This is a genomic window from Amycolatopsis sp. DG1A-15b (assembly GCF_030285645.1).
Taxonomy (GTDB): domain Bacteria; phylum Actinomycetota; class Actinomycetes; order Mycobacteriales; family Pseudonocardiaceae; genus Amycolatopsis.
On the sequence record NZ_CP127296.1, the window covers coordinates 1,951,733 to 1,975,006 of the forward strand.

Annotated in this window: 4 protein-coding genes; all 4 read right to left on the minus strand. The window is 75.4% G+C overall.

The window, feature by feature from the left end; genetic code table 11:
• Nucleotides 1-11 precede the first annotated feature (11 nt).
• From QRY02_RS09030 to QRY02_RS09045, 4 genes are read right to left on the minus strand one after another with little or no spacing between them, the layout of a single operon-like run.
• Nucleotides 12-854, minus strand: coding sequence for a 3-hydroxyacyl-CoA dehydrogenase family protein (locus QRY02_RS09030; RefSeq protein ID WP_285991042.1), 843 nt, complete (start codon nucleotides 852-854; stop codon nucleotides 12-14).
• A gap of 32 nt (nucleotides 855-886) precedes the next feature.
• Nucleotides 887-10,069 (minus strand): type I polyketide synthase, encoded by a 9,183-nt coding sequence (locus QRY02_RS09035; RefSeq protein ID WP_285991043.1) that lies wholly within the window; start codon nucleotides 10,067-10,069, stop codon nucleotides 887-889.
• 8 nt (nucleotides 10,070-10,077) lie between these two features.
• A complete protein-coding gene (locus tag QRY02_RS09040) occupies nucleotides 10,078-14,688 on the minus strand; it encodes a type I polyketide synthase (protein ID WP_285991044.1) in 4,611 nt (1,536 codons plus the stop codon).
• 28 nt (nucleotides 14,689-14,716) lie between these two features.
• A complete protein-coding gene (locus QRY02_RS09045; protein ID WP_285991045.1) occupies nucleotides 14,717-22,816 on the minus strand; it encodes a type I polyketide synthase in 8,100 nt (2,699 codons plus the stop codon).
• Nucleotides 22,817-23,274: the final 458 nt, after the last annotated feature.

Sequence of the window (23,274 nt, forward strand, 5' to 3'; positions counted from 1 at the left end):
CGGGGAAGTGGTCAGCTGTAGGTGTAGAAGCCGCGGCCGGACTTGCGGCCGTGCAGGCCGGCGTCGGTCATCTGCTTGAGCAGCGGGCACGGGCGGTACTTCGAGTCGGCGTAGTGCTCGTAGAGCACCTCGACGCTGTAGAGGATCGTGTCGACGCCGATCAGGTCGGCCGTCTCCAACGGACCCATCGGGTGGCCGAAGCAGCCGCGGAACACCTCGTCGACCGACTCGGCCGTGGCGACGCCCTCGTGCACCAGGTAGGCGGCCTCGTTCACGGTCAGCATGAGCACGCGGTTGGACACGAAGCCCGACGCGTCCTTCACGTCGACCCAGCGCTTGCCGATGCTGGTCAGCAGCTCGCGGGTGCGCAGGATCGTCTCCGGCGTGGTGTGGAAGCCGGGGATCAGCTCGACGACGGGCTTCTGCGGCACCGGGTTCATGAAGTGCACGCCGATGACGCGGCCCGGGTTCTTCCCGACCGACGCGATCCGCGTGATCGGCACGGCCGAGGTGTTGGCGATGATCACCGTGTCCGGGCCGCAGACCTCGTCGAGCTCGGCGTGCACGGCGGCCTTGATGGCCCAGTCCTCGGTCACGTTCTCGACGAGGATCTCGGTCTTGTCCAGCGCGGCCAGGCCGACCGCGGTGGTGATCCGGGCGAGGATCTCGTCCGCGTCGAGCGCGGGGCCGCCCATGAGCCGGCTGAGCCGGCAGTTGCGCGTGATCGCGGCGCGGGCCTCGTCGAGGATCCGCTCGTCGGTGTCGACCAGCACGACCTCGTGCCCGGCGGCGGCGAAGTCCTGGGCGACGCCGATGCCCATGACGCCGGCGCCCACCACTCCCGTGACTGCCATGACTGTTCCCTTTCTGTGGACTGACTTGGAGTTCAGGCCCGGCGCCGTCGGGCGGCCGCGGCCTTGATCCCGGAGCGGCGCAGCTGTCCCTGCGCCTGGCTGTCGGGAGCGGGTTCGGGGGCCTCCGGGCCGCCGGCGGCGATCTTCGCGAGCGCGGCGACGGTGGGGGCCTCGTGGATGATGTGCGGCGGCAGCTCCGCGTCCGGGAACGCGGTGCGCAGCGTCGCCAGCAGCGAGATGCCGAGCAGGGACGTGCCGCCGAGCTCGAAGAAGTTGTCGGACGCCCCGACGCGGTCCAGCCGCAGCGCTTCGCACCACGCCTCGGCGACCGCGCGTTCGGCGTCGCCCTCGGGCTCCTGGAACGGCGTGACCAGCTCCGGCCGCGGGTGGCGATCGGCGGACGCGCCGCCGTGTGCCGCCGAGGTGACCGCGTCGACGCTGAACCGGGCCGCCACGGCGGTCACCGCGGGGAGGTCCTGGGTGGACACCACGACGTGCGGTTCGCCCGAGGCCAGCGCCCGCAGCAGCGTGCGCCAGCCCTGCTCGAAGTCGATGCCGAACTTGGCGCGGTGCTCGCGGAAGTAGGTCTGGATGTCCTCCTCGTACCCGGAAAGCCCTTCGTCCCAGGCGTTCCAGGTCCACTCGCCCCACGAGATCGAGACCGTGCGGCCGCCGTCGCAGGCGGCGTAGGCGTCGAGCCACGCGTTGCCGGCGCAGTAGTCGACCTGGCCGGGTCCGCCGCCGGTGACCGAGGTGATCGAGGAGAACAGCGCGACGAAGTCGAGGTCCAGCCCGGCGGTGGCCGCGCTGAGCGCCCGGGAGCCGGGCAGCTTCGGCGCGAGGACCTGGTCGGCGTCACCGGGCTCCTTGAACTGCATCAGCCCGGTGCCCGGCACGCCCGCGGTGTGCAGGATGCCGTGCAGCGCCCCGAACTCCTCGAGGGCCACGGCGACCGCGCGCCGCACGTCGGCCTCCTCGGCGACGTCGCCTTCGACGACCACCACCTCGCCGCCGAGCTCCTCGACCGCCAGCACACGGGCGACGCGGTCGCGGATCGTGCCGGGCATCTCGTCGGTGCCCTCGGCGATCCCGGCCCAGCGCTCGCGCGGCGGGAGGCCGCGGCGGCCGAACAGCACCAGTTTCGCGTGGCTGTCGCGGGCCAGCCGCTCGGCCATCGCCAAGCCGATCCCGCCGAGGCCACCGGTGATCAGGTAGACGCCGTGCTCGCGCAGCACGTCCTTGGCCTGGTCGATCGGTTGCGGTGACAGGACCTCGTAGCCGGGCAGCCAGCGCCGCGACCCGCGCAGCGCGACCGTGCGGCCGGGAGCCGGGCGGTGCAGTTCGGCGACCACCGCGGCGGCGCCGGCGGCCGCGTCGACGTCGATCAGCCGCGTCTGCACGCCCGGGTACTCCATCGGGATCACCAGGTTGGGGCCGGTGAGCGTGGCCGCGTCGGGCCGGAGCTCGCCGTCGTGCAGGACGCGCTGGGTGCCGGTGGCGGCGAGGTCGAGCGTCCAGCCGCCGAGGCCCAGCTCACCGGCGGCGCGGGCCAGCGCGACGAGCGTGTGGAGGCCGAGGGCGAGGGAGTCGCCGTCGTCGAGGTTCCACAGGTGGACGACGCGGTCGAGCCGGGTGCCGCCGCGCTTGAGGTCGCGCAGCAGCTTCAGCAGGTCGCCGACGTCGCCGGGGCGGACGGTGGCGTCCGGGCCCGGCCGGTACCCCGCGCCCGGCCGGACCACGGTCACCGGGTCGCCGGTGCGGCGGATCCCGTCGAGGACGTCCTCGGCGCGGCCGGGACGGGCGAACACCAGCCAGGACGCGGATTGCGGCGCGACGGGCGCGGCCGAGGTCTGGCGCCACACGGGCAGGTTGATCCACTGCTCCTCCGGCAGCAGCGGGATCCGGTCGAACTCCTCCAGGGGCCCGTCGGCGCCGGGCGTCTCCACCCGGGTGCCGCCGGCCGCCGCCGGTTTCGCTTCGATCCAGTAGCGCTGCCGCTGGAAGGGGTAGGTCGGCAGCGGCACGCGGCCCGGGGCGGACCCGCGGTAGACCGGCGTCGCGGTGCCGCGGCCGTGGTAGGCCGACCAGTCGAGGTCCGCGCCGAGCAGCCACAGCCGGGCGAGAGCGTCGGTGAGCACCTCGTCGGCGGGCCGCGGGTCGTCCGCGGCGGGCAGCGTGGCGGTGATCATCGGCCAGCGGCTCGCCGGGCTCAGCCCGCGCAGCAGCGCGCCGAGCGACGGCCCGGGACCGATTTCGACGACGGCCAGGTGCTCGTCGGCCAGGAGTTCGGCGGCCGCGTCGGCGAACCGCACGGTCTCACCCATGTGCCGTGCCCAGTAGGCCGGGTCGGTGACCAGCTCCGCGGTCGCGTGCCCGCCGGTCACGTTGGACAGGTAGGGCAGCTCGGGCGCGTTCAGCGTGACGTTGGCGGCGATCCACGCCGTCAGCCCGGCGGCGGCCGGTGCCAGCATCCGCGAGTGGAAGGCGTGGCTGGTGCGCAGCGGACGGCACGGGACGTCCGCGGCCCGCAGGTCCAGCGCGAGCTGTTCGACGGCGGCGGTCTCCCCGGCCACGACGATCAGCTCCGGGCCGTTCACCGCGGCGACGTCGAGCCCGCGGGCGGCGAGGCCGAACCGCGCCTCCAGCTCGGTGGCGGACAGCGGCACCGCGGCCATCGACCCGCCCGGCAGCGCGGCGATCAGCTCCGCTCGCTTGGCGACCAGCGCCAAGGCGTCCTCGGGCGAGAGCACGCCTGCCAGGCAGGCGGCGACGTACTCGCCGAGGCTGTAGCCGAGCATCGCGGCGGGCCGCAGTCCCCAGTCCACGAGCGTCCGGGCCAGGGCGTAGTCGACGGCGAACATCAGCGGCTGCGCGAGTTCGGTCCGCTGCAGCCGTTCGGCGCGGGGGTCTTCGTCGCCGGAACGGCCCAGCAGCGCGGCCATGCTCGGCCCGCCGCCGCGTTCGCCGGTGACGAGGTCGCCGTCGGCATCGAGGTGTGCCAGGCACTCGTCGAGGTGGGCGCGGAACACCGGTTCGCGCCGGTACAGCTCACCGACCAGGCCGGGGTACTGCTCGCCGACACCGGCGAAGAGGAACGCCACCGGCCGGCCCTGCACCGGTTCGACCCGGGCGGCGGGCGCGCCGGTCAGCGTCGCGACCGCACCGTCCACATCGGACGCCACGGCGACCCGCCGGTGCTCGAACGTCTTGCGCCCCTCCTGCAGGGTGAACGCGACGTCCGCGAGCCGCGCGTCCGGGGTCCCGGCGAGGTGCTCGCCGAGGCGCCGGGCCGCCGCGTCGGCCGCGTCCGCGGTGCGGGCCGACACCGGCAGCACCTGGTGGCGGCGTTCGGTGTCCGGGTCGCCCGGGGGCGGCGCGGGCCGGTCGGGCGGCTGTTCGACGACGACGTGCACGTTGGTGCCTCCCATGCCCAGCGAGTTGAGCCCGGCGATCCGCGGACGGCCGCCGTCGGTGTTCCACGGCGCGAGCTCGGCGGCCACCCGGAACGGGCTGTGCGCGAAGTCGATCTCCGGGTTCGGCGCGGTGTAGTGCAGCGTCGGTGGGATCAGGCCCTCCCGGACCACCAGCGACGCCTTGATCAGCCCGGCCGTGCCCGCGGCGCGGTCGAGGTGCCCGACGTTCGGCTTCACCGAGCCCAGGGCGCAGTACTGCTTTTCGGCCGTGTCCCCGAACGCGCGGGTCAGCGCGGCGACCTCGATCGGGTCGCCCAGCTCGGTCGCGGTGCCGTGGGCCTCGACGTACCCGACGTCTTCGGCGGCGACCCGGGCGTCGGCCATGGCGTCGGCGATGACCCGCGACTGGCCGCCCACGCTCGGCGCGGTGTAGCCGACCTTGAGGGCACCGTCGTTGTTCATCGCCGAACCGCGGATCACCGACCAGATGTGGTCGCCGTCGCGCAGGGCCGCGCCGAGCTTCTTCAGCACGACGACGGTGGCGCCGTCGCCGAACATGCTGCCGTGCGCCTGGGCGTCGAAGGTGCGCACGTGCCCGTCCGGCGACTCCTGGCCGCCGGGGGAGTGCAGGTGCCCGATCCGGTCCGGCACACGGACCGAGACACCACCGGCGAGCGCCATTTCGCAGTCGCCGGCCCGCAGGCTGCGCATCGCGGTGTGCACGGCCACCAGCGACGTCGAGCAGAACGTCTGCACCGCCATGCTCGGGCCGCGCAGGTCGAACAGGTAGGACACGGTGGTGGTGAGCGCGTCCTTGTCGTTGCCCATCACCAGCTCGTAGATGCTGGCGTCGGCGTCGGAGGTGAACTGCCCGGCGATGCCGAGCAGGTACGTGGAAAGGTTGCAGCCGCCGAACACACCGACCCGGCCGCGTTCGTCGCCGGGCCGGGCGTACCCGGCCTGCTCCAGGGCCTCCCAGCAGACCTCGAGGAACAGCCGCTGCTGCGGGTCGGTCAGCGCCGCCATGCGCGGGCTGAGGCCGAAGAACGCGGCGTCGAAGCCGGTGACGTCGTCGAGCACCGGCCGTGCCGGCACGTAGGCCGGGTCGCGGACCTGCGCGGGATCGACACCGGCGGCGATGAGCTCGTCGGGCTCGAAGAAGGTGATCGACTCGACGCCGTCGCAGAGGTTGCGCCAGAACTCGCCGACCGTGCCCGCACCGGGGAACCGGCCGGCCATGCCGACGATCGCGATGTGCCGGTCCAGCTCGTCGTCGTCCGGATCCGCCACGACGACCGGCGCGGCCGGGGCCACGACCGGGGCTTGTTCGTCGAGGGTGGCGGCGAGCGCCTGCACGGTCGGCAGCTCGAACAGCGTGACGGTCGGGATGGCGACCCCGAAGCGTTCCTTGACCAGCGCGAGCATCTGCAGGGCGAGCAGCGAGTTGCCGTTGAGGTCGAAGAAGTTGTCCCGGGTGCCGACCGGCTCGACGCCCAGCACGGCCGACCAGACCTCGGCGAGGCCGCGTTCGGTGGCGGTCATCGGCGGGGTGTAGGGCTGCGGCAGGTCGGGCCGCGGGAACCGGTCGGCGGTCGTCGGCTTCGTGGGCTTCGCGGCGCCGGGAAGGCGCTCGTCGAGGCCGCCCGCGGCGACGATCACCGCGGAGCCCGGGTGGGCGGTGAGGCGGTCGAAGGCCGTCAGGGCCTGGGCCCGGGTCATGGCGTGCTTGGCCATGGTGGCGCCGAGGCGGCCGTCGAGCCGGTCCAGGGTGCCCGGCCAGGTGTCCCAGGCGGCGGCGAGCCAGCCGGGACGGCCGTGGGCTTCGGCCAGCAGTGCGGCGTTGGCGGCGGCGTAGCTGCCGAAGGTGACCCCGCCGAGCAGCGCCGAGGTGGACGAGAACAGCAGCGTCCACTCGGGACGGTCCGCGGCGGGCAGCTCGGCCAGCGCCGCGGCCAGCACCCGCGCCCCGCCGACCTTGGCGGCGAAGTGCCGGGCGATCCCGGCCTCGTCCACTTCGGACAGCGGACGGAACCCGGCCGGGTCGGAGTCCGCGGCGGCGTGCACGATGCCGTCGAACCGGCCCTCGGCGAGCAGCGCCCGCACCGCGGCCGGGTCGCCGACGTCCAGGCGAGGGGTGTGGACCTCGGCGCCCAGCGCGCGGAGCCGCGCCACGGCGGCATCGGTGCCCCCGCTGCGGCCGGCGAGCACGAGCTGGCGCGCGCCGCGCGTGACGAGGTGCTCGGCCACGGTGAGCCCGACGCCGCCGAGGCCGCCGGTGATCAGGTAGCTGCCGCCGGCCCGGATCGCCGGCGCGGCGGCGGGTTCGGCCGGGCGGTAGTCGGGCACGAGCCGCTGGTCACCGCGGTAGGCGACGAGCGGAGTGCCGGGCAAGCGCAGCTCGGCGGCGAGAACGGCGGCGGCTTCGGCCGGCCCGAGAGCCGGGTCGAGGTCGACGGTGCCCGCATCGAGGTTCAGGTGTTCCTGGTTGGCGACCACCGGCAGCACGGCCACCGCCGCCTGCGCCGGCCGCACCCGGCCGGCCCGCGCGGCCGGAGCCTGCGGGCGCACCGGGCCGGGGATGGCCGAGCACGCGTCGGCGACTTCCGCCCGGCCGTCGGCCTCCGCGGGCCGGGCCGGCGGGCAGACCCGGCCGGGCGTGGCTGCTCCGGCTTCTGCGGCGGCCGGGGCGGGGAGCGGGCGTGCCGGGCTGGGGGTGCCTGCGGCGGTCGCTCCGGCGGCCCGGCCCGCCGGGGCGGGCTCGGCCGCTTGCCCCGCGCCGACCGGCGGTGTGGTCCCGGCCGCCTGGCCCGCGCGGGTGGCCACCAGCACCCGCGCCGCGCGTGACCCGTCGCCCGCCGCCGTGGCCAGGGTGCGGCAGACCGCGTGCACCGCTGCCACGTCGTCGTCGACGTCGAGCACCGACAGGTCGACCACCGTGTCCGCTTCGGCGGGCGTGACCACCTCGCCGAGCAGGGCGGTGAGCGCGGCGGCGACGCCACCGGAGTCCGGCAGGATCGCGACCCGGCCCACGGTCCCGGCCCCGTGCGCCGGCTGGGGGCGCCACGACGGCGTCAGCAGCTGCACGTGCTCGTCGGGTTCGGCAGCCAGGCGCGGGACCTCCGGGGTGACCGTCCCCGGCGCGTCGATCCAGTAGCGCGAGCGCTGGAACGGGTACCCGGGCAGGCCGACCCGCCGGGCCCCGCGGCCGCCGCGGACGCCGGTCCAGTCGAGGTCCACCCCGGCCAGCCACAGCCGCCCGGCCGCTTCGGCCAGCGCCGATGTCGCCGGCACCGGGTCGTCGGCCCCCGGCAGCGTGGGGATCACCGCGGCCCAGCGCTTCGGCGCGCACGCCCGGTGCCCGCGCACCATCGCGCCCAGCGAGCGGCCCGGGCCGAGCTCCAGCAGCACCAGGTCCTCGTCGGCCAGCAGGGTGGCCAGCGCGTCGTCGAACCGGACCGGGGCGCACAGGTGCTCGGCCCAGTACGCCGGGTCGGTCGCCTGCGCGTCGGTGACCAGCTCCCCGGTCACGTTGGAGACATACGGGACGGCGGGCGCGGAAAGCCTGACGTGAGCGGCGACCCACGCGGTCAGCTCGTCGCGCAGACCGGCGAGCTGCCGGGAGTGGAAGGCGTGCGTCGTGGCCAGTGGCCGGCACGGCACATCTTCGGCCGCCAGCGACGCGCTCAGCCCGGAGATCGCCTCGGCGGTGCCGGACACGACGGTGAGCTGCGGTCCGTTCAGCGCCGCGATGTCGAGGTCCGTGCCCGCGATCCGGGCGCGCACGTCGTCGGCGGGCAGCGGCACGGCCGCCATCGCCCCACCGGGCAGGGCGGCGATCAGCTTCGCCCGGTGCGTCACCAGCGCGAGGGCGTCCTCGAGCGAAAGCACCCCGGCCAGGCACGCGGCCACGTACTCGCCGAGGCTGTAGCCGGCCAGCACGGACGGCTCGACACCCCACGAGCGCACCAGCTGCGCGAGTGCGTACTCGACGGCGAACAGCGCCGGGTGCAGGACTTCGGTGCGGTCGCCCGCGCGGTCGGTGCCCGTACTGCGGCCCAGCAGCGCGGCCAGCCCGCCGGAGCCTTCCCGCTCGCCGAGCACCTCGTCCAGCACGGACGTGTCCAGCAGCGCGCGGCAGCGGTCCAGCTCGGCCCGGAACACCGGCGCCGTCTCGTACAGCTCGGCGGCCAGGCCCGGGTACTGCTCGCCGGTGCCCGCGATGAGGAACCCGACACGACGACCCGTGCCGGCGTCGCTCGAAGCCGACACGACCCCTTCGCGCAGCGATCGCGCCGCCTCGGCCGCCGAACCGGCGACCAGCATCCGCCGGTGCCCGAACGTCGTTCGTCCACTTTGGAGTGTGTGGGCGACGTCGGCGAGCGCGTCGCCGGAGCCCGCCAGGTGCGCGGCGAGGTTCGCGGTGGCCGCGTCCGCGGCGGCGGCCGACCGGGCCGACCACACCAGCAGTTCCGGTCCGCCCGTGGCCTCGGCGGCCACCGGCAGCGGTGCCTCCTCCAGCACGACGTGGGCGTTCGTGCCGCCGATGCCGAACGCGCTGACGCCGGCGCGGCGCGGGGTGTCCGTGCGCGGCCACGGCGTGCGCTCGGTGACCACGGTCAGCTCGGCGCCGCCCGCGGTGAGCTGCGGGTTGGGGGTGCCGAGGTTGCGCGTCGGCGGGATCTCCTCGTGGTGGAGCGCGAGTGCGGCCTTGATCAGGTTCGTCACGCCGGCGGCGCGGTCGAGGTGCCCGACGTTGGTCTTCACCGACCCGATGCGCAGCGACCGGCCCGCGAAGACCTGCTGCAGCGCGGCGAGCTCGGCGGCGTCGCCGAGTGCGGTGCCGGTGCCGTGCGCCTCGACGTACCCGATGTCCGCGGGCTCCAGCCCGGCGGCGGCGAGCGCCTCGGCGATCACCGTGGCCTGGCCCTCGACGCCGGGCGCGGTGAAGCCGACCTTGCGGCCGGCGTCGTTGTTGACCGCCCAGCCGCGCAGCACCGCATACACCCGGTCGCCGTCGGCGAGCGCGTCCTCCAGCCGGCGCAGCGCGACCACGCCGACGCCGCCGCCGAGCGGGGCGCCCAGGCCCGCGGCGTCGAACGCGCGGCACTCGCCGTCCGGCGGCGCGATACCGCCCTGCTGGTAGAGGTAGCCGACGCGGTGCGGCACCCCGATCGACACGCCACCGGCCAGTGCGACGTCGCATTCGAAGTTCGCCAGGCTGCTCGCCGCGACGCACACCGCGACCAGCGACGTCGAGCAGGCGCTCTGGATGCTGAACGCGGGGCCGGACAGGCCGAGGGTGTGCGAGACCCGGGTGGCCAGGGTGTCCTTGTCGTTGCCGAGGGCGATGGCGATCTCGCCCATCTCGCGGGCCGCGTCCGCCGGGGTGAGGTTGTGGGTCAGGTAGGTGCTCCACGCGCAGCCGGCGAACACCCCGATCGCGCCGTCGAACCGCGCCGGGTCGCACGCCGCGTCCTCCAGGGCGTGCTGGCTGTGCTCCAGGAAGAGCCGGTGCTGCGGGTCGAGGATCTGGGCCTCCTTCGGGTTGATCCCGAAGAAGCCCGCGTCGAATTCCTCGACACCGGTGACGACGGCGCCCGCCTTGACGTAGGCCGGGTCGCCGAGCCGGTCGGCGGGCACGCCCGCGGCGAGGAGTTCCTCGTCGGTGAAGCGGGTGATGCCGGAGCGGCCGGCGCGGACGGTCTCCCAGAGGGCGCCGACGTCGTCGGCGCCCGGGAAGCGGCCGGCCATGCCGACCACGGCGATGTCCGTGGGGGAGAGCTCGCTGCTGGTGTCGGTCACGGTGTCCCTCATTTCCGGGTGCCGGCCAGGCGGCGCCGCTGGCCGCGCGCCGAGCCGGTGGTCGCCGCCCGCGGGGCGGGGGAGTCGGTGTCGGTCAGGGCGGCGGCGAAGGCGGCCACGGTGGGGTGGCCGAAGAGGACGGCGGGGGCGATCCGGCGGCCGAGACGCTTTTCCAGCGCCGCCACCATGGCCATGCCGACCAGCGAGTTGCCGCCGAGGTCGAAGAACGGGTCGTGCACGCCCACCGCGTCGATGCCCAGGAACTCGCCCCAGACACCGGCGATGTCCGTCTCGAGCTCGCCACGCGGGGCGGCGTACTCGGTGCGCAACGGCGGCCGCGGGTAGCGCGTGACCGGCGCCGGGGCCGCTTCGAGCAGCCCGCCGAGGTCGTTGAGGGCGGCCAGCTCGCGACGGGCCGCCGGCAGGTCCTGGCGCAGGGCCACGACCGTGCCGCGGACGCCGTTGCCGACGAGCTTGTCGAGCAGCGCGCACCCGGCCTCGGCGGTGAAGCCGTAGCGGCGGCGGTAGGCCAGGCGGGCTTCGCCGGTGGCCGCGTCGGCCCAGGCGTCGTGCTGCCAGTGCCCCCAGGCGACGGTCACCACCTGGGTGTCCGCTGTGGACAGTGCGGCGCCGTGGGCGTCGAGGACGCTGTTGGCCGCGCAGTAGTCGGCTTCGCCGATGCCGCCGACGACCGTGACGATCGAGGAGAACAGGACCAGGCGCCGGGGTCGTGCTTCCAGGAGCGGGCCGATCGCCTGGACCTTCGGCGCGAGCGTCCGGTGCATGTCCTCGGCGGTCCGGCGCTGGGCCAGCCCACCGCCCGGCAGGCCCGCGGCGTGCACGATCGAGTCGAGCTCGCCGAACCGCGTCCTGGCTTCCGCCAGCGCCGCCCGCAGCTGCTCCGGAACGCCCGCGTCGGCCTTGATGAGCAGCACCTCGGCGTCGCTCAGCTCGGCCAGGCCGGCCTGGTCCGCTTCGCCGGTGCGGCTGATCAGGGCGAGCTTGCGGGCGCCGCGGCGGACGAGGTGCTTCGCGACGATCAGGCCGAGCCCGCGGGTGCCGCCGGTGATCACGTGCGTGCCGCCCCAGTCCGGCGTGGCCTCGTCGAGGGTGATCTCGGTGTACTCCTGGAGGCGACGGCGTCCGCCGCGCCGGCCGGCGAGCACCGGTTCGGCGGCAGGGTCGTCGGGCCACGGGCGGGCCAGTTCGTCGAGGAGGTGCGTGGCCGGCGTGCCGGGTTCGACGTCGACGCCGCGCCACCGCAGGCCCGGGTACTCGGCCCGGACGCCGCGGCCGAGGCCGTGCACCAGGGCGGCGTCCGGGGCGGTCAGGTCGCCGCCGGTGATCTCGGCCGCGCCGGTGGTGACGGTCAGGAGCCGGACGTCGTGGCCGTCCAGGGCCTGGACGGTCCGGAGGAGGTCGTCGAAGCCGCCGTCGTGCACGACGTGCAGGGGCTGGGGGAGCGTGGCCGGATCGGTGCCGACGGTCATCCCCGCTCGCGCGGCCAGCGTGGCGAGTTCGCCGTTGGTGGTGATCAGCGAGCCCTGCGGCGTCGTCGTGGGGCGGGTGGGGTCGAGGCGCCACACCGGTGCGTAGAGCCGGCCGGCGTCTTCGACCGGTTCGGGGGCTTTCCGCGTCGCCTGCGGCCAGAACTTCGTGCGCTGGAAGGGGTAGCCGGGCAGGCTCACGGTGCGGCCGTCCCCGCGCAGGGCGGTGAAGTCGACCGCGACGCCCAGTTCCCACAGCCGCGCGAGGGTGTCCAGCAGCGCGGTGCCTTCGGCGGGGCGGTCCTCGACGGGCCACGGCGCGGGCAGGGTGCCGAGCACGGCGGGGCGGGCGCCGGCCTGGTTCTGGCGGACCAGGCCGCCCAGCGTCTGCCCCGGGCCGAGTTCCACGTAGACGTCGACGTCCTCGCCGGCGCAGTGGTGGACGCCGTCGGCGAAGCGCACCGGACGGCAGAGGTGCCCGGCCCAGTACTGCGGGTCGATCGCCTCGGCGTCGGTGAGCGCGGTGCCGGTCGCGTTCGAGACGAGGGGGATCCGCGGTGCCTGCCGGGGCACCGACGCGACCAGCTCGGCGAGTTCCGCGCGGGCGGGTTCCAGCAGCGTGGAGTGGAACGGGTGGGCCGAGCGCAGGACCCGCGCGGCGAGTCCGGCTTCCTTGAGCTGCGCGGCCGCGGCTTCGACGTCGGCCGGTGATCCACTGAGGACGGTCATCTGCGGGCCGTTCAGCGCGGCCACGTCGACTCGCATCGGGCTGAGCGCTTCGGCGATCCGGCTCGCGGAGGCGGCGACGGCGAGCATCCGGCCCGCCGGCGCGCGCCCGATCAGCCGGGCCCGCCCGGTGACGACGTGCAGCGCGTCGCCGAGGGTGAACACCCCGGCGAGACAGGCGGCGACGTACTCGCCGAGGCTGTAGCCGACGAGCAGGTCCGGCCGGACGCCCCGGTCGGCGAGCAGCCGGGCGAGCGCGTACTCGACGGTGAAGAGGAGGGGGTGCGCGACCTCGGCGCGGTCGAGGAGTTCATCCGCCTGGCCGGCCCCGAAGAACGACGCCTCGATGGCTCGCGGTTCCGCGAAGAAGGCGGCTCGCAGGTCGACCTCGCACCGCTCGGCGGCGATGGCGCAGCATTCGTCGACGGCTTGGGCGAAAACGGGCTCGTCGCGGTAGAGCTGGGTGGCCAGGCCGCGGTACTGGTCCCCCACGCCGGGGAGGAGGAAGGCGATCTTCGGCGTGCCGGGCTTGCGGTGCACGCCGGGAGATTGCGCGGCAGAGGTGAGTTGCCGGACGGCATCCTCGAGACTGGTGGCGACCACGGCCCGGCGGTGGTCGAGGGGGGCGCGGCCTTCGCGCAGGGTGTGCGCGAGGTCGGCCAGGGTCAGGTTCGCGGCCGGGGTCGCCGGCGTATCCGGACGGTCGGTCGGCGTGCTTGCGGAGTCGGTTGGCGTGCTTGGACGGTCGGTTCGCGTACCCGGAAGGTCGGCTCGCGTGCCTGGGGAGTCGGTTGGCGTGATGGGGAGGTCGACACCCGTGATTGGACGGTCGACTCGCGTGATCGGAGGCGTATCTCGCGTGACTGGAGCCGTATCTCGCGTGATTGGAGCCGTGTCTCGCGTGATTGGAGGCGTAACTCGGGTGGTTGGTGTGGTGATCTGGGCGAGGCGGGTGAGCTGCGCGCGCAGCGCGGCTTCCGAGGCGGCCGAGACCGGGATCAGCTCGGCCGTCGGCTTCACCGCCTCGGGGCGGGGCTCGGCCGGGGGTGCCGCCTCCAGGACGAGGTGGGCGTTCGTTCCCGACCAGCCGAACGAACTGACCCCCGCCACCGCCGGGCGCCCGTGGTCCGGCAGCGAAGCCGGCCCCGTGGACGGCCGGACCGCCTCGTTCGCCAGCACCTGCTCCGCCGGGTCGCTCAGGTGCAGGTTGGCCGGTATTTCGCCGTTCTCCAGCACCAGGACCGTCTTGATCAGCCCGGCGATCCCGGCCGCCGTGTGGGTGTGGCCGATGTTGGTCTTCACCGCGCCCACCGTCAGCGGGCGGCCGGCCGGGCGGCCGCCGAACACGTCGCCCAGGGCGCCCAGCTCGATCTCGTCGCCCAGCGGGGTTCCCGAGCCGTGCGCTTCCAGGAAGTCGACGTCGCCGGGTGCAGCACCCGCGTCGGCCAGTGCCCGGCGGATCACCTCGACCTGGGCGCTGCGGTTGGGGGCCGTCAGGCCGTTGCTGCGGCCGTCCTGGTTGACCGCCGAGCCGCGGATCACCGCCCGGATGCGGTGGCCGTCGCGCACGGCGTCCGACAGCCGCGCCAGCACCACCATCCCGCCGCCCTCGCCCATCATGTAGCCGTCCGCGCTCGTGTCGAACGTGTGGCAGCGGTCGGTCGGCGACAGCAGCGCGTTGCGGCTGCTGTAGACGTACAGGAACGGGTGCAACGCCAGGAATCCGCCACCGGCCAGCGCGTAGTCGCACTCGCCCGCCCGCAGCGCGCGGGCCGCGAGGTGCACCGCGACCAGCGTCGACGAACACGCGGTGTCCAGCGAGAACGCGGGGCCGCGCAGGTCGAAGTGGTAGGCCAGCCGCCCGGCGACGACGCTGGCGAGGCTGCCCTGGCCCATGTACGGGTCGGCGTACACGCCGGTGCCTTCGCGCTCCGCCTCCACCTGGCCGTACTGGAACGCGTCGGAGAAGCCGAGGAGCACGCCCGTGCGGCTGCCCGCCAGCCGCGGCGCCGGGGTGCCGGCGTCGTCCATCGCCTCCCACGCCAGCTCCATCAGCAGGCGCTGCTGCGGGTCCATCCGCAGCGCTTCCTGCGGGGCGTAACCGAAGAACCCGGCGTCCCAGCCGTCCACTTCGGACAGGAAGGCGCCGCGGCGCCGGGTGCCGCCGGTGTCGGGCAGGTGGTCGAACCGGCCGGCGGGCACGTCGCCGACTTCGGCGGCGCGGCCTTCGCGCAGCAGCCGCCAATACGCTTCGACGTCCGGGGCGCCGGGGAACCGGCACGACATGCCGATCACGGCGATGGGCTCGCTCTCGCGGGCCTCGTACTCGGCCAGCCGGCGGCGCGCGCCCGCGAGCTCGACCGTCGCCCGCTTCAGGTAGTCGCGAAGCTTTTCTTCGCCGGTCATAACCGAACCCCTATCCGTTCGCAAAAGGTCAGAGCTTGTCGATGAAGGCGAAGAGCTCGTCGTCCGAGGCGAGCCCGAGCGCCGGTTCGCCGGCGTCGCCGAGCCCGTCCAGGGCCTCCCGCAGCACCTCCGCCACCCGGACGCGCTCCTCGGCGCCCGCGCCGGGCAGGACTTCGCCGAGCGCCTCGCGCAGCCGCTGCACGGGGTCGGGCGGCGGTGGGAGCAGCTCGCCGAGCAGGTGCGCGGCGAGCAGTTCGACGGTCGGGTGGTTGAACAGCAGCGACGCGGGCAGCCGCAGCCCGGTCCCGGCCGCGATGCGGTTGCGCAGCTCCACCGACGTCAGCGAGTCGATCCCCAGCTCGCTGAACGGCTTCGCGAGCTCGACCGACGCCGGCGACCGGTGCCCGAGCGCCGTGGCGACCTCGGTGCGGACGAAACCGGTGACCGTCGCGGCGGCCGTTTCCCGGTCCAGCCCGGCGAGCTGCCCGGCCAGGCCGGGCGCGGCCGCCGGCCCGGCTTCGACGGCGCGGGCGCGGCGCACCGGGACCAGGCTCCGCAGCACAGCGGGAACCTCGTCGGCCGCCCGGAGCGCCGCGGTGTCCCAGGTGGACGCCACCACCGTGCCGGACAGCCCGAGCGCGGCGTCGAACGCGGCGAGCCCCTGTGCCTCGGTGATCGGCCGGACGCCGGTGAGGCGCGCGCGGTCCGTCGAGCTCATCGCGGCGGTCATGCCGGTGGCCGTGTCCCACAGGCCCCACGCGATCGACACGCCCGGCAGCCCGCGCGCGGCCCGGTGCTCCGCCAGCGCGTCGAGGGACGCGTTCGCGGCGGCGTAGTTCGCCTGGCCGCGGTTGCCGAGCACCCCGGCGATCGAGGAGAACAGCACGAACGCCGCGAGGGGCTGGTCTTCGGTGAGCTCGTGCAGCAGCCAGGCGGCGTCGCGCTTGGGGCGCAGCACGGTGTCCAATTGCGCCCGCGTGAGCCCGGTGATGGTCGAGTCGTCGAGAACCCCGGCCGCGTGGACGACCCCGGTGAGCGTTTCGCCGGCCAGCACCGCCGCCACCGCGGCCCGGTCGGCGACGTCGGCCGCGACGACCCGGACACGGGCGTCCAGACCGGCCAGCCGGGCCGGGACGGCGCCGCCGCGGCGCGAAACCAGCAGCAGGTCACGGACGCCGTGCCCGGTCACGAGCCGTTCGGCGACGAGGGCACCGAGCCCGCCCGTGCCGCCGGTGACCAGCACGGTGCCGGTCCCGAAGTCCACTGTGGCGGGTTCCGCCGCGCACCGGGCCAGCCGGGGCACGAGCACCACGCCGTCGCGCACGGCGAACTGCGGCTCGTCGGCGTCGAGCGCGGCGGCAAGGGGGGCGCCGGGCCGGGCGCCCGCGAGGGCGAACCGGCCGGGGTGCTCGGCGATCGCCGACCGCACCAGACCCCACACCGGTGCGCCTTCGGGCGAGGCCGGGTCCTGCAGGAACACCAGCTTCGAGCCGTCGAAGCGCTCGTCGAGCAGCCAGCGCTGCACCAGGTCCAGCACCGCGGGCAGCTCGTGCGCGGTGGTGAGCACGACGGGTGGGACGACCTCGGGAAGCTCCGTGCCGATCACGGTCCACTCCCGGTCGGCGCCGTCTTGCCGCGACGCCGGTGTCCATTCCACGCGGTAGAGCTCCGCGGTGACACCCGTCCGGGCAGCGGGCCGCAGCAGCAGCGATTCGACGCCCCCGAGCGGGGTGCCGGTGGTGTCGTAGAGGGTGACTTCGACGCCGGTGGTCGCGGAGCCGGACAGCCGGGCCCGCACCGAGCCCGGCAGGGGCGAGGTGACCCGCAGGCCGCCGAAGGAGAACGGGAGGAGCAGCTCGGTGCCGTCGAGCACGAGCGCGTGCAGCACCGCGTCGAGCACCGCGGGGTGGGCGGTGAACTCGCCGTCGGCGGGCAGCTCCACCTCGACGTACCGGTCGTCGCCGGCGCGCCACAGCGCGGTGAGCCCTCGGAACGCCGGCCCGTACTCGTAGCCGCGTTCGGCCAGCCGCGCGTAGGCGCCGTCGAGGTCGACCGGCTCCGCCCCGGCGGGCGGCCAGACCGGCAGGGGAGTGACCGGAGACCGCTCCGGGCTCACCGTCCCGGTCGCGTGCCGCGTCCACGGCCCGTCGCCGAGTCGCGAGTGGATGGTCAGCGGACGCCGGCCGCGGTCGTCCGCGCCGCCGAGGCCGACCTGGACTTCGACGGCGCCCGACGCGGGCAGCGCCAGCGGCGCTTCCAGCGTGAGGTCTTCGACGCTCCCGCACCCGGCCGCCGCTTCGAGCGCCAGCTCGGCGAACCCGGTGCCCGGGAACAGGACCGTGCCGCGGACCGAGTGCCCGGTCAGCCACGGCAGCGAAGTGCGCGAAATCCGCCCGGTGGCGACGAACCCGTCGCCGTCGGCGACCGGGGTGGGGGCGCCGAGCAGGCCACCGGAACGGCCGGTGAGCCAGTAGCGCTGCCGGTCGAACGCCGAGGTCGGCACGTCCGGGTGGCGGGTGACCGGGCCGAGCAGCCGCGGCCAGTCGACTGCGGCGCCCCGCACGTGCGCCGCGGCGAGGGCGAGCAGGAACCGCCGTCGTCCGCCTTCCCCGCGGCGCAGCGTGCCCACGGCGGTGCCGTCGATGCCCGCGTCGGCCAGGATCTCCTGCACCGCGCCGGCGAGGATGGGGTGCGGGCTGACCTCGACGAACAGCGGCCGCCGGTAGCCGGCGAAGGCGCGCACGGCGGCGTCGAAGCGGACCGGCTCGGCCAGGTTGCGGTACCAGTAGCCCGCGGACAGCTCCGAGCCCGGCAGGAAGCCGCCGGTGCAGGAGGAGCAGATCGTGGTCGCGGTGTCGGCGGGCGCCAGGTCGCCGATTTCGGCGAGCAGGGCGTCGCGGACCGCCTCGACGTGCGGGGTGTGCGCGGCGTACGCCACCGGCGTGCGCCGGATCTGGACGTCCGCGCAGGCGGCCGCGAACTCCTCGATCGCGGCCAGCTCGCCGCCGACGACGGTGCCCACCGGGCCGTTGTCCACGGCCGGCCACAGCCGCCCGGCCCACGGTGCCAGGCGCTCCGTTACCTGCGCCACGGGCAGGCCGACGGCGAGGATCCCGCCGGTGCCGTCCAGTTCGGCGGTGAGCAGCCGGCTGCGCACGGCGATGATCCGGGCGGCGTCGGCGAGCGGCAGCGCCCCGGCGACGACGGCCGCGGCCAGCTCGCCTTGGGAGTGGCCGACCACCGCGGCCGGGGCGACCCCGGCGGCCTGCCACAGTCCGGCGAGGGCGACCATCACGGCGAACAGCACCGGCTGCACGACCTCGGTCCCCTCCAGGTCCGGCGCCCCTTCGGCGCCGGTGAGCACGTCGAGCACCGACCAGCCGGTGTGCGGCCGCAGCGCCTCGGCGGCGTCGGTGAGCAGCCGTGCGAACCCGGCGTCCGCGGCGAGCAGCTCGGCGGCCATCCCCGGCCACTGCGCGCCCTGGCCGGGGAAGACGAACACCGGCTTCGTGGCACCGGCTGCGGTGCCCGTGACGAGCGCGGGGTGCGGGGCGCCGTCGGCGAGGGCAGCGAGGGCCGCGACCAGTTCGGCCCGGTCGTCGGCGACGACGACCGCACGGCAGGCCCCGGGACGGCGGCGGGCCAGCAGCGGCGCGGTGGCGGCGATGTCGGTGTCGGCGGCGGTTTCGGCGTAGGTCCGGAGCCGGGCGGCCTGGGCGCGCAGAGCGGTGTCGGTGTGGGCGTGGAGCGGCCAGGCCAGCGGCCCGGCGGCCGCGGTGCTGTCGGTGGCCTGGGGGCGGAGGGCCGGATCGGGGTGGGGGTGCGGCGCCTCGGCGGCCACTGGCGCGGTCGCGGCGCGGTTGTCGTCGGCGGCGGTGTCGGCACGCGACGGCTCGGTGGGCGCCGCCGTGGTGGCGGCGATGTCGGTGGTCCGGGCTCGCGGCGCGGCGCCGGGATGGGCGTGCGGCGGCGCCGGCTCTTCGGCGGGTGCGGCTTCCAGGACGACGTGCGCGTTGGTCCCGCTGATGCCGAAGCTCGACACCGCCGCCCGGCGCGGGCGGCCGTGGTCGGGCCACGGCCGGGCGGCCGAGAGCACCTCGACCCGGCCGCTCGCCCAGTCCACGTGCGGGCTCGGCACGTCGGCGTGCAGGGTGCGCGGGATCGTGTCGTGGCGGAGCGCCTCGACCATCTTGATCACCCCGGCGACGCCGGCCGCGGCCTGGGTGTGGCCGATGTTGGACTTGAGGGATCCCAGCCACAGCGGTGTTTCGCGGTCCTGTCCGTAGGTGGCCAGCAGCGCGTGCGCCTCGATCGGGTCGCCCAGCGCGGTGCCGGTGCCGTGCGCCTCGACGACGTCGACGTCCCGGGTGGACAGTCCGGCGGCGCCGAGCGCGCGGCGGATGACCTGTTGCTGCGCCTGGCCGTTGGGCGCGGTGAGGCCGTTGCTGGCCCCGTCGGAGCCGGTCGCGCCGCCGCGCAGCAGCGCCAGCACCGGGTGGCCGTGGCGGCGGGCGTCGGACAGGCGCTCCAGGACGAGCATGCCCGCGCCTTCGGCGAACGCGGTGCCGTCGGCGTCGGCGGAGAACGCCTTCGCGCGGCCGTCGGCCGAAAGCCCGTTCTGGCGGGTGAAGTCCACGAGGTTGCCGGGGGCGGCCATCACGGTGACGCCGCCGGCGAGGGCCAGCGAGCAGTCGCCGCGGTGCAGCGCGTCGGCGGCCAGCTGGATCGCGACCAGCGACGACGAGCACGCGGTGTCGACCGTCAGCGCGGGGCCGCGCAGCCCGTAGGTGTAGGCGATCCGGCCCGACGCGACACTCGGGGAGGTGCCGGTGAGGCGGTGGCCGTCGACCAGGCCGGTGGGCTCGTGCAGCCGCGGGCCGTAGTCCATCGCCATCGCGCCGACGAAGACGCCGGTGTCGGTCCCGGACAGGGAGCCCGGCTCGAGGCCGGCGCGCTCGATCGCCTCCTGGCTGATCTCCAGGAGCACCCGCTGCTGCGGGTCCATGGCCAGGGCCTCGCGCGGGCTCAGGCCGAAGAACGCGGGGTCGAACCGGTCGGCGTCGTGGAGGAACCCGCCGAACCGGGTGGCGCACGAACCGGGCCCGGCCGCGTCGCCGAGGAGCGCGTCGAGGTCCCAGCCGCGGTTCACGGGCAGCTCGGTGGCGGCCTCGCCACCGGTGGCGACCAGGTCCCACAGCTCGGCGGGGGAGGTGATGCCGCCGGGGAAGCGGCAGCCCATGGCGACGATCGCGATCGGGTCGTCCTGCCGCGGCGCCGTCTCCGGTGCGGGCTCGGCCGCACCTGGCCGCCCGCGCAGGTGCGCGACGAGGTGGTTCGGCGTCGGGAAGTCGAACAGCAGCGTGGTCGGCAGCTTCAGCCCGGTGGCGGCCTGCAGCCGGGTGCGCAGCTCCACCACGCTCACCGAATCGAAGCCGAGGTCCTTGAACGTGCACGCGGGGTCGATGCCGCCGGTGCCGTCGTGGCCGAGGACGGCCGCGGCCGTGGCGAGCACCAAGTCGGCCACCCGCGTGGGATCGACGGCGACCGGTGCGGCGGCGATCTCCTCGCCGAGCCAGTGCCGGGTCCGCTGGAACGCGTACGTCGGCAGGTCCACCAGGCGCTCGCCCGGCACCTCCCAGCGCACCCCGGCCCCGGCGGCGAACGCCTCGGCGAAGCTGCGCCGCAGGCGGTCGCCGCCGCCGTCGGCACGCCGGAGCGTGCCGACCACGGCCACCGGACGGTCGTGGGCTTCGGCGGTCTCCTCGATGCTGCCCAGCAGCACCGGGTGCGGACTGCACTCGACGAACCGCGCGCCGCCGGCGGCCAGTGCCCCGGCGGTCGCTTCGGCGAACCGGACCGGGCGCCGCAGGCTTTCGAACCAGTACCCGGCGTCGAGCCCCGCGGTGTCGAACGGCTCGCCGGTGAGCGCCGAGACGAACGTGACCGGAGTGGACACCGGGCGCACCGGGGCCAGGAGCCGCAGGATCTCCTCCCGCAGCGGGTCGACCGCGGCCGAGTGCGACGCGTAGCCGACCGGCAGGATCTTCGCCCGGTAGCCGGCCTCGGTGAGGGTGGTGTGCAGCCGCGCCAGTGCGTCGGCGGGCCCGGACAGCACCACGGATCGCGTGCCGTTCACCGCGGCCACCGACACCGCGGCGGGCAGCAGCGGACGGACCGTGTCCTCGGGCGCGCCGGCCGACAGCATCCCGCCGCCGGGCGGCATCCCGGCGATCACGCGGCTGCGCAAGGCGACCACGCGGGCGCCGTCCGAGAGGGACAGCGCGCCGATCGCGGTGGCGGCGGCGATCTCGCCCTGGGAATGCCCGACCACGACCGACGGCGTGAGCCCGGCGTCGCGCCAGACCTCCGCCAGCGACACCATGACGGCCCAGAGCGCGGGCTGGACGACGTCGACGCGGCCGAGGTCGGCGGTCCCGGCGCGGAGGTCGCCGAGCAGGTCGTAGTCCACGAACTCCGCCAGCGCGGCCGAGCACTCCGTCATCCGGCGGGCGAACACGGGCGAGTCGCGCAGCAGCGCGACGGCCATCTCCGGCCACTGCGAACCCTGCCCCGGGAACACGAGGACGTCGGTGCCGTCGGCGGTCCGCCCGGTCACGACGTGCTCCGACGGCGTGCCTGCGGCCAGCGAGGCGAGGTCGTCGAACACGACCGCGCGGTGCTCGAACAGCTCCCGGGTGCGCAGCAGCGACCGGGCGACATCGCCGTGGGCGAGGTCCGGGTGATCGGCGAGGTGTTCGGCGAGCGCCCGGGCCTGTGCGGGCAGGGCGGCGGCCGAACGAGCCGAAAGGACGAGCGGGACGTCGCCGGCGGCGACTGCGGCGACGGCGGTGACGTTCTCGGGGTGCGGGACCACCGGAGCTTCGGCGACGACGAGGTGGCAGTTGGTGCCGCCGACACCGAAGGAGCTGACCCCGGCGACGAGCCGGTCCTGCGGCCGCGGCCAGTCCCGGCCTTCGTGGACCACTTCGAGGTTCAGCGTCTCGAACGGGATGGCCGGGTTCGGCGTGGCGAAGTTCAGGCTCGGGGTGAGCCGGCGTTCTTTCAGGCACACCAGCACTTTCAGCAGCCCGGCGATGCCGGCGGCGCCTTCGAGGTGACCGACCACGGTCTTCACCGAACCGACCGGCAGCGGCTCGGGACGGTCGCCGGCGAACGCGGCGCCGAGGGCTTCGGCCTCGATCGGGTCGCCGACCGGCGTGCCGGTGCCGTGCAGCTCGACGTACTGGACGTCGGCCGGCGTGACTCCGGCGTCGGCACAGGCCAGCCGGATCACCTCGGCCTGCGCCGCCGCCCGCGGCACCGTGAGGCCCGCGCCGCCGCCGTCGTTGTTCACGGCCCCGCCCAGCAGGACCGCGTGGACACGGTCGCCGTCCGCGAGCGCGGTGCTCAGCGGCTTGAGGACCACGAGGCCGCCGCCCTCGCCGCGGACGTAGCCGTCGGCGCGGCTGTCGAAGGTGTGGCAGCGCCCCTGCGGGGACAGCGCGCCGAAGCGGTCGACGGTCTCGGTGCCCGCTTTCAGGAGGTTGAGGTTCACCCCGCCGGCGAGCGCGACGGCCGCCGTGCCGCGGCGCAGCTGCTCGGCGGCCAGGTGCACCGCCACCAGCGACGACGACTGGCCCGAGTCGACGGTCAGGCTGGGGCCGCGCAGCCCGAGCAGGTAGGAGACCCGGTTCGCGATGAGGCTGCGGTGGGTGCCGGTGAGCGTGTGCGGCCCGGCGCCGAGGCGGTCGTGCAGCAGCGCGTAGTCGCCGTTGATCGCGCCGACCACGACGGCGGTGCCGCTGCCGCGCAGCGTGCCGGGGGCGATCCGGGCGTCCTCGCAGGCCTCCCACGCCAGCTCCAGCACCAGCCGCTGCTGCGGGTCCATCGCCGCGGCTTCGCGCGGGGAGATGCCGAAGAAGGGCGCGTCGAAACCGTCCACATCGGACACGAAGCCGGCTCGGCCGCTGCCGTCGCCGTCCGGCCACCGGCCCGGCGGGACCGCGCCGACGGCTTCGCGGCCTTCGGCCAGCAGCCGGCGCAGCCGCGCCGGGCCGGCGGCGCCGGGCAGCCGGCAGGACATGCCGACCACCGCGATCGGCTCACCGGGAGCAGGCAGGGAAGACATAGTTCACCCATCGTCGGAAGGGGTCGCGGAAATTCGGGGAATGCCCGTGGTGCTGACCGAATCGTGCCGGTTTCCGGGAATTCCCCGTCGGCCGGTGGATTCCGATCGTGCGTGCTGCGCACCCCGTTCGTCAAGGGCTGTTTCCGGCACCGCCGGTGGCAGGCAGGCGACGGCAGGAAGCTGTCACCGGAGCGGCCACCCGCCTGGAGCAGCGGGGGTGGGTGACTGCGCCGAACGGTGTGGTCAATTGCTTCTACCTGCGAAAATGCGCCTTCGGTCCGGGGCGGGTGGTGCCACCGGAGTGACCGCACGGACACAGCAGGTACACCTGGGTGCCGCGTTCCCCACTCGAGCGCCGAATCTGGGTGAGGACTACCCATGCCCGGGTGGGTGGGTAGTTGCTTCAGTGGTCCCGTACCGCCACGGAACTGTCCGGGGCGTCATTCCGGTATTCATTT